Origin of the sequence: Ligilactobacillus aviarius (assembly GCF_001654615.1) — a bacterium.
GTDB classification, from domain to species: Bacteria; Bacillota; Bacilli; order Lactobacillales; family Lactobacillaceae; genus Ligilactobacillus; species Ligilactobacillus aviarius_B.
Map to the genome: position 1 here is coordinate 39,493 of NZ_LWUD01000051.1, position 13,847 is coordinate 53,339.

Annotated in this window: 12 protein-coding genes; all 12 read right to left on the reverse strand. The window is 37.2% G+C overall.

Annotated features, from left to right (window positions below):
• Positions 1-40 precede the first annotated feature (40 nt).
• Entirely contained in the window at positions 41-1,468 is a 1,428-nt protein-coding gene (locus A3O17_RS06565) for a basic amino acid/polyamine antiporter (protein WP_064213298.1), read from the reverse strand.
• A gap of 56 nt (positions 1,469-1,524) precedes the next feature.
• Positions 1,525-2,466, reverse strand: coding sequence for a carbamate kinase (gene arcC / locus A3O17_RS06570; protein ID WP_064213297.1), 942 nt, complete (start codon positions 2,464-2,466; stop codon positions 1,525-1,527).
• 49 nt (positions 2,467-2,515) lie between these two features.
• Positions 2,516-3,553, reverse strand: coding sequence for an ornithine carbamoyltransferase (gene argF / locus A3O17_RS06575; RefSeq protein ID WP_064213296.1), 1,038 nt, complete (start codon positions 3,551-3,553; stop codon positions 2,516-2,518).
• Positions 3,554-3,581: 28 nt separating this feature from the next.
• Entirely contained in the window at positions 3,582-4,823 is a 1,242-nt protein-coding gene (gene arcA, locus A3O17_RS06580) for an arginine deiminase (RefSeq protein WP_064213295.1), read from the reverse strand.
• A 259-nt stretch (positions 4,824-5,082) separates the two neighbouring features.
• Complete coding sequence (locus A3O17_RS06585; RefSeq protein ID WP_064213294.1) at positions 5,083-6,417, reverse strand: D-serine ammonia-lyase; 1,335 nt, start codon at positions 6,415-6,417, stop codon at positions 5,083-5,085.
• Between the two features lie 386 nt (positions 6,418-6,803).
• Positions 6,804-7,709 (reverse strand): deoxyribonuclease IV, encoded by a 906-nt coding sequence (locus A3O17_RS06595; protein WP_064213292.1) that lies wholly within the window; start codon positions 7,707-7,709, stop codon positions 6,804-6,806.
• Between the two features lies 1 nt (position 7,710).
• Positions 7,711-8,115 (reverse strand): glycerol-3-phosphate cytidylyltransferase, encoded by a 405-nt coding sequence (gene tagD, locus A3O17_RS06600; RefSeq protein WP_064213291.1) that lies wholly within the window; start codon positions 8,113-8,115, stop codon positions 7,711-7,713.
• Positions 8,112-9,146 carry a sugar transferase gene (locus A3O17_RS06605; protein ID WP_064213290.1) on the reverse strand — a complete coding sequence of 345 codons (1,035 nt, stop codon included), beginning with the start codon at positions 9,144-9,146 and terminating at the stop codon, positions 8,112-8,114. The genes tagD and A3O17_RS06605 overlap by 4 nt, the downstream gene beginning before the upstream one ends.
• 14 nt (positions 9,147-9,160) lie before the next feature.
• Positions 9,161-10,369, reverse strand: a complete 1,209-nt coding sequence (locus A3O17_RS06610) for a glycosyltransferase family protein (RefSeq protein ID WP_064213289.1) — start codon at positions 10,367-10,369, stop codon at positions 9,161-9,163.
• 2 nt (positions 10,370-10,371) lie between these two features.
• Positions 10,372-11,535 (reverse strand): glycosyltransferase, encoded by a 1,164-nt coding sequence (locus tag A3O17_RS06615; protein WP_064213288.1) that lies wholly within the window; start codon positions 11,533-11,535, stop codon positions 10,372-10,374.
• Positions 11,536-11,556: 21 nt separating this feature from the next.
• Positions 11,557-12,735: a CDP-glycerol glycerophosphotransferase family protein gene (locus tag A3O17_RS06620; protein WP_064213287.1), complete on the reverse strand. Its 1,179-nt coding sequence runs from the start codon at positions 12,733-12,735 to the stop codon at positions 11,557-11,559.
• Between the two features lie 14 nt (positions 12,736-12,749).
• Complete coding sequence (locus A3O17_RS06625; protein WP_064213286.1) at positions 12,750-13,622, reverse strand: YitT family protein; 873 nt, start codon at positions 13,620-13,622, stop codon at positions 12,750-12,752.
• Positions 13,623-13,847 lie beyond the last annotated feature (225 nt).

Consider the following 13,847-nt stretch of genomic DNA (forward strand, 5'->3'; position numbering starts at 1 on the left):
AAAAAACCAAGAAGTAATCCTACACATAAATTATTTTACATTATCCATTAATCGAAATCTTTCCCGTAAACAAGAAAATAATTGCAAGTACTGCCAAAGCACAAACAACTGCCATTACGATCTTTTCACGCATTGTAATTTGATGCTTGTCTTCCTTTGAAGCCATGTAATACAATACAAAGCCCGGTAAGAATGAAATTGTCAGAAGTAACAAGTCTTGCCATCCAGATAATACAGCCGCCATAATTTCGAATCCTGCGCAGATCAACCCCACAAAGAATTGCCACCATTCTTTGTGTTGGAATGAGTATTTAATTTGATAAACTCCAACCAACATATACGAAACTAAGATTGCTGCTGCTGCAAGCGTTGAAGCAAAGTTGTATGCTGATGTCGTAAATAGCATTGAGAATAAGAACAAGGTTTGTAAAACAGCCGTAATTATCAGTGAGAATTGCGGGGCTTTCTTCTTGTTCAATTTACCCCATGAAGCAGGTAAAGTTTTGTCTTTTGCCATTAACCGGGTTGTTTCTGCTGGAAGCATTGTCCATGATAACCATGAACCAATGGTTGAAATAATAACTCCTAAGTTAATAATAATTGCTGCCCATTTTCCAACAGCGACTTCCAAGATGCTTCCCATTGCGGGTTGAGCTGCTTTCGCAATTGCTGCCTGACTCATGACCCCGTATGGAAGAATCGTTGAGAAGACGTAAATTACAACTAATGAAATAAATCCAATAATCGTTGCTTGGCTTGCAGCCTTTTGTGATTTTGCCCGGCTTGAAAGAACTGATGCGCCTTCAATTCCGATGAAGACCCACATGATCGACATCATACTGTTTTTGATTTGACCATATACAGAACCATTAACCCCGGTTGCTTTCACATTTGAAGCAAAATTAGTCCAAAAGTGAGCGGTAAAGACTCCAAGTTTAAAGCTCATTGCAACTAATACGATAAATACAAATAATGGAATAACTTTGCAGATCGTTACAATCGTATTTACAAAGTTGGCACTTTCAACCCCATTATTAACAAAGAAGGTCAAAACCCATAAAAAGACGATTGCGGCAATGATCGAAGCAATATTTTGACCGCCCTTAAAGATTCCAATAAAGTTTCCGATGGCTGACATTAAGAAAGTTGCAAATGCCAAATTCCCGATCCAAGCAGAGATCCAGTATGTCCAGCCACTCATGAATTCTCCTAATGGACCACATGCCGCCTTTGCATATCCGAATAACCCCGAATCAATATCCGGTCGTTTTTTAGCAAGGTTATTTAATGATAATACCAGTGCTAAAACACCAATTCCACAAACTAACCAGGCTAATAATGCTGGTCCAGGAGCTGCAACCTGTGCCAATTGAGATGGCAATCCAAAGATTCCTGTCCCAATTGCTGAACTAACAATCAAAGCTGCAAGTCCAAATGCATTAATCCCGTTCTTTTTTTCATTATCCATAATATCCTCATCTCCTAAAAATAAATCGCCAGCTGATAAGCTGACGATTTTATTTATTATTTGGTAATAACCGTTCCTGTTCCGCCAGCAATCAATTTATCTACATTTTTCAGCGAAGTAATTACTGCCTTTTTACCTGTATTTTCTACAAAATCAATCACTGCGCGAACTTTTGGAAGCATACTTCCTGCTGCAAATTGTCCTTCATCAATGTATTGCTTTAATTCGTCAACGGTAACATTGGTTAGTGCTTTTTGATCTGGTTGATTGTAATTTACAAATACATTATCAACGGCTGTCAAAATTATTAATTCATCTGCATTTACATTTTCAGCTAATTTAGCAGCACTGAAGTCTTTATCAATTACTGCTTCGACCCCATGAAGGTCACCATTTTCATTTCGGACAACCGGAACACCGCCGCCGCCAGCAGCAACTGGAACAATTCCATTTGCCAATAGGTTTTCAATTACTGGCGCTTCAACGATCTTTAACGGTTTCGGTGATGGAACAACCCGGCGGTATCCGCGTCCAGCGTCTTCTTTGAAAACATAATCTGGATGGAGTGCCATTTGTTCATCGGCCTCTTCTTTTGAATAAAATGGTCCAATTGGTTTACTTGGATTTTCAAAAGCTTGATCATCCCCATTGACTTCAACCTGTGTAACTACCGTTGCGATTGATTTGTTCAACTTTTGATCTTGAACAACTTCGTCTAAACTTTTTTGCATCCAATAACCAATACTTCCCTGGGTCATTGCAACTAACGTATCAAGTGGCATTGCGGGATTCTTTTCCGTACTTCCATTGATTTCTTGCAGCAGCAAATTTCCAACTTGAGGACCGTTACCATGAGTAATTACCAATTCATCACCCGCTGCAATAAATTGAGCAAGTGTCTTCATCGTCCCCTTGATTGACTGAATTTGTGAATCGGCTGTTCCTGTCTTGGTAACGATGGCATTTCCCCCAAGAGCAACTACAATTCTTTTGCCCATTGTAATCGACCCCTTACTAAATAAAATATCCTCACATTAAATTTTTTGATTAGTCATCAATCTTAACTGATGGGATGTACAAGTTTCCCAATGTAGCAGCCATAATTGCTTTAATTGAGTGCATCCGGTTTTCAGCTTCAGTGAATTGCCATGCATATTTTGAACGGAAGACATCGTCTGTAACTTCCATGCATGTCAAACCGTACTTTTCATTGATTTCTTTACCATATTCTGTGTTTGTGTCGTGGAATGCTGGTAAGCAGTGCAAGAAGATGATTTGATCATCTGGGGTGCCGCTCTTCTTGAACATTTCCATGTTAACTTGGTAAGGTTTCAAGAGTTTAACCCGTTCTTCCCAGTTGCTTTCACCCATTGATACCCAAACATCTGTGTAAATTACGTTTGTGTTCTTTACACCTTCATCGATATCATCAGTAACAACTGGTTTTGCACCTGATTCCTTGGCAAATTTTTCAGCCATTTCAACAATTTCCTTTGCAGGATGCAATTCTTTTGGTGCTAAGATGCGCACGTTCACGCCAAGCATTGAACCTGTAACCAATAAGCTGTTAGCCATGTTGTTGCGGCCATCACCAACAAATGTTAATGTTAAGCCTTTCAAATGACCGAATTTTTCCTTAATTGTCATGAAGTCAGCGATCATTTGAGTTGGGTGCCATTCATCAGTTAATCCATTCCATACAGGAACACCTGAATATTTAGCTAATTCTTCAACGTCTTTTTGAGCAAATCCACGGTATTCAATTCCGTCAAACATGCTTCCAAGAACTTTTCCTGTATCTTCGATTGATTCTTTCTTTCCGAGTTGTAAATCATCCTTGCCCATGAATTCTGCATTTGCGCCTAAATCATGCGAAGCAACAACGAATGATGAACGTGTCCGGGTTGATGTCTTTTCAAATAATAATGCGATGTTCTTACCTTCAAGGTAACGGTGAGGAATATGATTCTTCTTTAATTCTTTCAAATGTAAAGCAAAATCAATTAAGTAATTGATTTGATCTGGTGTGAAATCTTTACATGCTAAGAAACTCCGACCTTGAAAAACGTTTTTAAAATTACTCATAATTCAAATTCCCCTTTATCTTATATTTTTATTTTTTTAAATCTTGACGAACGATTGGCATTGACATGCACCGTGGGCCGCCACGACCGCGAGCTAATTCACTTGAACGAACTTCGTGAACCAAAATACCGTGTTTCCGTAACAAGTCATTTGATACGTAGTTCCGGTCATAAGTAACAACTTCACCAGGTGCAATTGCTAATGTGTTTGATCCGTCATTCCATTGTTCCCGTGCAGCAATGATTGGATCGCCGTTTCCAGTTGGAATTAAGTCTAAGTCATCTAATCCCAAAGCTTCCTTTAAGACTTCCTTCAAATCATCGTTGTACTTGATTTCAAGTTCGCCATCTTCTTTACCTGGATGCAAAGTATAAGTATCAACTTTGCCACCCTTTGTAAGGATTGCTGGATGAACCGTGAACTTATCGTAGTCAATCATCGTTAATACTGTATCTAAGTGCATCATTGCGTGGTTGTGCGGAATCTTAATGGCAATTACCGTATCGAAGTTTGATTTATGATCTTCGAATAAGTGCTTTGCAATATCTTCAATGGCATTTGCCGTTGTCCGTTGTGAAACCCCAATTGCAAATACGTGATCGCTTAAGACCAGTTCATCGCCACCTTCGATATGGCTTGTGTGATTTCTGCTCCGCCATACATGAAGGCCTTTATTAGCGAACCGTGGGTGATACTTGATGATGTATTCCATAAACATTGATTCACGTTGACGTGCCTTGAATGTCATCCGGTTAATTGATAACCCGTCCCCAATTGATGCAGCAGGGTCACGCGTGAAGTACAAATTCGGCATTGGATCCATGTAGAATGGATAATCAGCATCTTCAGCCAATTCCTGAAGACTTTGATATGTTAAATCAACTTCATTCTTCCGAACCCCAGCCATGATCTTATTAACCATATCTTGAGTATTGAATGATAATAAGTATTCCTTTAATGCATCATGAATTGGACCATTTAAGTATCCTGATTCACTGATCATTTGTTCCAAGAATTTATCCTTAACTTCTGGATCTTCGATTGCTTCAGCAGCCAACTTTTCAAGATACAAAACTTCAATGCCATTTTGGCGTAAGGTATCAGCAAAGAAGTCATGTTCTTCTTGAGCGATTGGTAAATATGGAATATCGTCAAAAAGCAATCTTTCCATTGTGTCAGGTGTAATGTTTTCTACTTCGTGTCCAGGCCGTTTTAAGATAACGGACTCAAGCTTCCCAATTTCCGAAGTAATGTGCATTGGACTTCCCATAAAATCATCTCCATTTTTAAGTATTTCCCTTACAGTTATATTCATAACATCTAATAAAAGCGATTACAACATTATATTCAAAAAAATTCGTGTTTATGAGAAAAGTTTTTTGGTATTTTTGTAAATCACTTATATGAAAGCGATATCGCGGATTTAAATAATTAATTAAAAATGAGAACGCTTTTAATTTTTAAAGTTGGCCAAAAAAATAGAAGCTTGTATAAGAACAAACTTCTAGATCAGTCAAATTTAAGATGATTTAGTCATCTAAATGAGTTTCTAAGTTTTGTTGGTTAATTTCTTCTGGAACCATTGAGCCACCAGTTGCCCATGTAAGATGAATAATATTATCTTGAACCTTATCTAAGCCATTATCTTTCATGAATTGCTTAGCGTACTTGTTTTCGAAGATCTTAACTGCTCCTTCAAATGAAGCACATGATGATGGTTCAATTGTAAAGCCTTCTGATGAGTGTAATTCACGTAAATAATCGAATAACGCACCATCGCGAACTGTAAATTCACCATCAAGCATTGGTTTCATGTAATCGCCAGAGAATGTTGATGGACTTGGACATGCTAAACCGTCAGCTTCCGTTTTTCCATCAAGACCAATATCCATAACTGAAACGTCATTGTTCAAGCCAGTAACCATTCCTAATGGGATACTTGGACAATGTGTTGGTTGAACAAGAAAGACCCGTGCTGCTTCACCGAAAACAGCCTTCATTCCAAATAAAGTACCGCCTGATGAACCGCCAACACCTGCTGGACTATAAACAAATACCGGATGATCCTTGTCAACTTTGATTCCTTGCTTTTCAAATTGCTTCTTTACACGTAAAGCTGAAGTTGCATAACCAAGGAATAAGATGCGTGACTTTACATCATCTACAAAGTAACTCTTAGGATCTGCATCAGATTCTGCACGGCCTTTCTTCAAAGCGATGTTAAAGTCAGTATCATATTCAACGACCTTTGCACCTTTTTCACGCAATAAGTCCTTCTTCCATTGCTTTGCATCATAACTCATGTGAACAATGGCATTAAATCCAAGAGCTGCAGCTGTTACCCCAATTGAAATTCCTAAGTTTCCTGTTGAACCAACTTGAACCTTGTATTGACTAAAGATTTCTTTAGCTTCAGGGGTAACAAGTTTTGTATAATCGTCTTCTTTAGAAGCAATGATTCCTTCTTGAAGTGCGATATCTTCTGCATGCTTCAAAACTTCATAAATTCCACCGCGGGCCTTGATTGAACCAACAACGGGTAAATCTGAGTCCATCTTCATATATAATTGACCGTGAAATTCATGATTCTTTTCAATTTCAGCTTGCATCTTATCAAGCTTTTCAAGTTTTGATTCGATAATTCCGTTTGATGATGCCGTTTCTGGGAAAAGTTTAGCAATTAATGGAGCATAACGTTCCAAGTCAGCTTCTGCAGCTTCAATATCTGCCAAACCAAATTCTTCATTATCCCAAATTTGTTCTTCTGAAACTTTATATGGGTTAACCCAGAACGTTGGCTTTTGTTGTTTAATATCTTCTAATGCTGGTTGTTCAGCAATATATTTATCAATGTCGATTTTCATTTATGAACCTCCAAATCATCAAGCGTAAAACTAGCTTTCATACTACGGTTATCATACCATACTCCCTCTGTTTAACCTAGTAAATTCTGTGATTTTGATTAAATTGTGGTACGATAAAATAGTTAAGTTATTTTACGGAAGGAATTTATTATGCATCACATTCTCGCAACTATTTTGGCATTTTTGATTCTTGTCGAAATTTTATATTTTTTGTATTTCTGGATGGGAAAATTCTTTAATTTCGGAAAGACATATTTTTATATTACGTTTTACAAGAAATTCTATCCCAAGAAAATCTTGATTTGGTCAGTTATTGTTGACGTCTTACTTATAATCGGAATATTGTTCATTTAAAAAATCGGCCTCCGTTCAGGAAGCCGATTTTTCTATTTTAATTTTCCTTTATTCTCTAACACTTTATCTTGCATTTCCGGATCAAATTCATTCTTTTTGATCATCGCAATTTCATAGCCATATGGGGCGTACTTATGATTTTTATCTGGACCAACAAATGGCGTTTCAAGGATTTTGGGAATATCTTTTAATTCTTCAAAGTGTGCAATTTTACTTAAGGCTTCAAATCCAATTTCGCCAAATCCAATATTTTCATGACGGTCTTTATGACTGCCTTGCGGATTCTTTGAATCATTCAAATGAATTACCTTTAACCGGTCAAGACCAATCACATGATCAAATTCATTCAACACTCCTTCAAAATCGTCTTTGATAGCATATCCAGCATCACTGGCATGGCAAGTATCCAAGGTTACCGAAACCTTTTCGTTTAATTGAATTTGATCGATCATTGAAGCAATTTCTTCAAATGTACGACCAACTTCAGTTCCTTTTCCAGCCATTGTTTCAATCGCAATTTCAACATGTTGATCAGGAGTCAAAACTTCATTCAACCCTTTGGCAATGTTGGCGATGGCTGCCTCGGCTCCAGCACCAACGTGAGCCCCCGGATGAAGGGTCATTTGATCAGCACCTAAAGCATCCGCCCGTTCAATTTCCTTGCGTAAAAATTCAACTGCAAACTCAAATTTATCTGGTTTCTTTGTATTCCCCAAATTGATGATATATGGCGCATGGACCACAATATGTGACATTCCATGATCTTCAATAAAAGCTTTCCCAGCAGGAATATTCATTTCATCAATCGGTTTGCGCCGGGTATTTTGCGGTGCCCCCGTATAGATCATGAAGGTATTTTCTCCATAACCTAACGCTTCTTCAGCTGAACCAAGCAACATTTTCTTACCGCTCATACTAACATGTGATCCAATCAGCATTTTATTTTCCTCTTTTCTCATTTAAATCAGTTTTGATCTGTGTAGTACTAATTTCTGGAGTTCGCGGAAGATAAACAACGTCGACTCCTTCGTCTTTCAGATAATCAAACTTTCCTTTCCAATCGTCACCCATTACAAAAGTATCGATCTTATACTTCTTCATGTCGGTTTTCTTTTGATCCCAGCTTTCTTCCGGAATTACTAAATCAACATAGCGGATCGCCTCTAAAAGCTGTTTGCGTTTTGCATAATCAAAATAAGCTTTTTTATGTTTTGATTTCCAGTTAAATTCATCCGTTGATAACCCAACGATTAGGTAATCGCCATATTCTTTGGCTCTCCGTAATAAATTTACATGACCATAATGAAGTAAGTCAAAAGTTCCGTATGTAATTACTCGTTTCATTTGGTCTTCACTCCGTTTCGATCAATAATTTCTTCTGCCTGACGAATTGCGTTTTTGATCATCATTCCATTCCGCAATTTTTCGGCAAGTTTTTGAGCATTTGATTGAAGTTTTTGGTACTCTTCATCAGAAATTTGATGTAAAATCTCATCTAAATTATCAAGGCGATCAACCGCAATTCCTACTTGTTCATCAAGAATGAATTTACTGATTGCCGCCTGTTTCCATACGATTACTGGCATCCCTGAACTCAAATATAATGAAGTTTTATGCGGTGCATTATAGTGCTGATAATCGGCATAAATTCCGCCGTTTCCATCAAGCGATGTGCCATCCCATACTAAGCCAAAATCCCCCTTTAAATATTTAGGTAATTCTTCTGCCTGATATAAGCCTTCATATGAAACATTCGCAGGATATTCAGGTGCCGGATCCATTCCAAATAAGTACGCATGACTATTTTTTAATTTTAATTTTGTAAGGAAAGAAGATTTTTCAAGGTTGCCGGCAAAGCAAATTGAATGTTGATATTGATGCTTTTCCATTAACTTTTGCGGATTATAGTAGTCAAAAGCACCCAAGATGACCATCGGCGTAGTCACTCCATTTTGACGCATCTTATCTTTCATTGCCTGACTATGAACAATCAAACAATCGGCAGCGTTGAAAATTGCAACCTCATCTTTAAAGAATTTTTTGTCACCCTTATACTTCCGAATTGCTTCGTAATCATGAATTACGAAAATCAGCTTTGCATTCGTTTGGCGCCGGACTTCTTTAATAATCGTCTTGGTTAAAAATACCGTATACATCGGATATTGGAAGATAATCTTATCTGCATCTGTATTTTTAAACAAATGCGGTAACTTAAAAATTCGATAACCTAACTTTTGGATTCTTTTAATTGGCAAATCCAAATCAAGAATTTGATAACCAACATCGCCCAAGAACTGGTTAATATCGGCTTTTGCCTTCGGACCGGCATGTTTATATCCCTTATAAATGTCCGAAGTTAATACGTAATTCGTCATAAAAATCTTCTTTCCTACTTAATTTTTTGCTTTAATCGCTGGAAGAATCGCAAACCAAATAATTGTTTAAATAATGGCATTTTTAAAATCCGGTAATAGATTCGTTTGATTATTCCTGGATTCAACGAGCCAAGTTTATTTTCAACTTTTATTTGAACATCAATGTAATCTTGATCAGTTAATGGTTCAGTTTCAAATTCCAGGTTCTTAAATTTTGCAGTTCGCCGTTCTAATTTTGAATAATAATCAGCTGACATCATCTTTAATACTTCTTGAGAAGCGATAAATTCAGAATCACTCACTGCGTGTTGACTGGCCTCGATCAATTTTTCTGCATCATCCACTAGGCTGTGTTTTTCAAGCCAATGAACCATTGGAACGTCCTTAAAGTTCTCATAGATCACATCGTCATCACCTAAATATGCTAGAACCTGGTGGCCATTTGCGACCGCTTCTGCAATCGAATATCCAAGAGTTTCGCATTTTGACGTCGAAAGATATGTATAATGTTGCGGCAATGAATGATTAATTGAAACCATTGATCGTAAATGATTTCCATCAATGTAACTGCGATAATCAAATTCATCTGCACCAGTTCCTTGAATGTACAAGTGAAAATCAGTTTTTCCATGCTGTTTAAGGTCGTTGAATAACCGCAAACTGTACATAATGTCTTTTTGTTTTTCAAAGAAGCGACTCTTGACAACAAAATTTTTACTCATCGATGTATCAATTTCGCCCCACTTTAAATGAGCAAGACTGACAGTTTGAACGTAGATTCGATCAAAATTATACTTTTCAGCAAATTTTTCTCGAATCGAATCCGTTGCAACCCGGACACATGATAAATCCGACAAGCCTGGAAGCGAATTGTCTAATAGTGCTAACGGTGTATGAATTTCTCCAATGATCAATGCCTGCGGATTAAACGCACGCAAAATTTTACTTAATGGAAATAGATTTTCCCGCGTAATAAAGACAATATCGTATGGTTGAACAATCGAACTTTCGCGATCAAATAAGTCTTTGATTCGTGCAAATTCAGTTTTTGTAATCCCTGGAATTTTTCTTTGTAATTGTTGAATATCTTTTTGACTAAATGGCAGGTAATTAAAGTAAACGGTTGAATCCATATGCTGATTAAGAATCGACAAGAGATTCAAATTACTTTGAGTTGTTCCACCAACTGCAAAAATATTATATCCAATAACAGCTGCTCGCATATTTAATAATCATCCTCCAATTGAGGTTTGCCGTAGAGTTGTCGGAGAGCCTTTGTAGAGGTTGAGATCGTGTATCCCTTCTCAATTAATTCATTCATTGTGTTGTAACTTTGTTCAAAGCGGTTGACCGTTTCAAGACTCAATGAATGGAATTTATCCGCCCAACTTTGAGGGTTATCAAGTGATAGTGCTGTAACTGCACTTAAAGTCTGAATCTCTGCTGGCTGTTGTTGTGAAACAACCGCAGTCGCTCCATTCGCAAGGCTATGCAATAATGCTAAAGATAAGCCGCCTGATTCAGCCGGGTAAGCAAACACGTCAAAAATATTTTGAACTTCTTCTGAATTTTCAAGATAGCCAGTAAAAATTACTTTTCCTTCAAGATGAAGCTGGTAGACTTTCTGCCGAATTTCTTCTAACTTTGGCCCATCTCCGATCAAAACAAGCTTGGCGTTCGGATTGATTTTCTGGAATAAATTAAAACTGTCAACCAAAAATTCTTGATTTTTAACGTCAATGAACCGCCCAATATTTCCAATAACAAAGTCATCTTCCTCAATGTTATACCGTTTGCGGTAGTAAATGTTTTGTTCTTCGTGATACCGTTGCTTCCGAACCGCAATTCCATCTGGTAAAAGCTTAAACCGTGAGCTGCGTTGAATCCGTGGTGAAAAGAAGAAGTCAGCCGCTCCTTGAGTAACAGCCAAGAAGTCAGTCCCATAAACTTCGGTCATTCGTTTTCCAACCTTTTGCAATTGCCGGCTTGTTAAATTCATTGTTCCTTCAAGATTTGAATAAGCGTGGACAATTACCCGGTCAAATCCGGAACGCCGGGCATAGACGACCGGGATCGGATCACAAAGCATATTTAAATATAGATGAATAACATCACTATTTAACAGACATTCGCGATAAACCTGATGTAATTGATGGTTAAATGTCCGTCGTTTTCTCAAAAAGTGTTTATCCTTAATATCAGTGAAGTAAAACGGAACTTCATAATAATTTCCAAAATGTTTTAATTCACGTGCCGGGCGGTAATTAGCGATATTAATAATATTAAATTCATAACCATCTGCAAGTAATGCACGATAATTTGTTTTAAAAAAACATGTCAATCCAATATCTTCACTAAAAAAACCCAGAACTGTAATCCGTTTCCGCATTTTGGACGTCTCCTTCTTTTATTAGTCTTTTAAATATTGTACCGCATTTTGAAGAACACGGTTAGTTGCTTGACCATCATTAGCCGTATTCCATAATCGATTAAATGCAGTAAAATCAGTCTTTTTAAGTGGTTCTTCCAATATACTTACCAATTCTTTTGTCGTTGTTACCAATTTACCAGGAACCCATTTTTTAAAGTCCGCTTGAATTCCAACTCGCTTGGCATATTCATCATAGTCATAACAATAAAAAATGGTCTGCTTTGCATTCGGTAAAAGTGTGTAATCAAAAATCACTGATGAATAATCCGTAATCAACCGATCAGCCACAAGCAACAAATCATTTGTACTAAAATCATCGATCCAAACTAAATTTGGATACTGCCATTGATTTCTAAGTTGGTTTTCAAATGCTTTTAAGTGCGGATGTAATTTAATAATCAATCGTTGATTTCCGTTCAATGATTGGATCATCTGTTCAAAATCTTCAGGAAGATTCATCATTGGGTTTCCATGATCATCTTCTCTGTAAGTTGGTGTATACAAGATTATCTCTTTCCCTGATAAATCAGGATATTTATTCATAATTTTTTGAGAAACTTGCATTTGCCAATTTTTATCAAACAGGATATCAGTCCGTGGATATCCGATAACATTCATTCGGGTTTCAGAAACATGATAACTATTCGTGAATATCTCTGCCATCTTTTGTGAACCGACTAAATATTCATCAAATTGATCATAGACTTTTTGAAATCTGCGTTTATCGCTTTTTGAACGTTGGGCAGTTGTTAGCTCTTCCCAACCAAAAGTTTTAATTGCTCCGTTCGCGTGCCATAGTTGCACGACATGGGTTTTCTGATGATCAAATTGACATCCGCTTAAGAATGCATAGTAATTGTCACACAATAATAATCGAGCGTTCATTACGAGTTGAAGCTTATTAAGAAGAAAATCAAAACCATCTTGAAATTCAACAACTTTGATTCCCTTTTTCTGAAGCCTCATTGCCGCATTCTTACACTGCGGTAAGTACATTATAATAAATTTCCAATCATATTTTTTGGCCAATTCAGCATAAGCTTCAATTAAATGCTCATTTCCAGCAAAACTCATCAAGTATATAATGTTTTGCGGATCTTTAGCTCGCTTCCAACGCGAAAACAAATTAACGAGCCAAATATAAATTACTTTTTTCAAAATTCCATCACTCTCTATGGTTCTGGTTCATAGAAATGACCAATTGTATGGACATTTTCCGTAATACTTACAAACGCCTTCGGATCCGATTCATTCAATGCTTCCTGCAAATCAGGAATTTCATAACGTGAAATAATCGTGAACAAGATCGTCTTAGCATCATGACGGTATGCACCTTCCGCGCCATGCACGATCGTAATTCCACGGCGTAAATGACTTTGAATACAATCAACCACACTATTCGGTTTCGTTGTAACGATCATGACCTGCATCTTTTGCTGACGAGTATATACCGCATCCATCACTTGCGCGTTAATAAACAATCCGATTGCTGAGTAAAATGCATATGGCCAACCGTAAATCAATCCAGCAGCTAAAACAATAAACGTATTAAAGATAATATTAACCGTTCCAACTGATTTACCAGTTAGCTTCCGCACCGTCAAACTGATGATATCCAACCCACCAGTTGAAATTCCGCTCTTCAACGCATAGCCGGTTCCGTACCCATTCAAAATTGCACCAAAAATCGCACAGATCAATGGATCTTTCGTCAAAACGGTTGGATGAAGCCATTTGATCATTAAACTTGAGCAGACAACCGCGATGACCGTAAACACGGTAAATCGGTGTCCAATTTGCTTCCAAGCCAATACCAACAATGGTAAGTTCAGTAAGAAGATCCATGTCCCTGTCGAAATCGGAACTGGGGTATGTTTAAATAAGGTATCTAATAACTGAGCCATTCCAGTGATTCCAGATGAATAAATATGTCCTGGATCCCAGAAAAAATTCATTGCGACGGACACTAATAACCCGTAGATAAGTGCTGCCGAAGCCCGTGATAAATAAATGTGTTTCTTCCACATTTTTTGAAGTTCATTCATGTTTCTAATTACCCACTTTTCTTCTTTCAATGATTATTTTCTATCATTATACATTTATCTACAATTTTATCAATAAAAGCGACTGCAAAGCAATATTATGACGATTCTTAAATCTTTCTTTTTATAAAAATTCACTAAAAAAGAGACTGCAACTTCATGTTACAGTCTCGTTTGAGATGTTATGTCACATCTCAGATAGCGATATAATTAATTAAGTTATTGTCT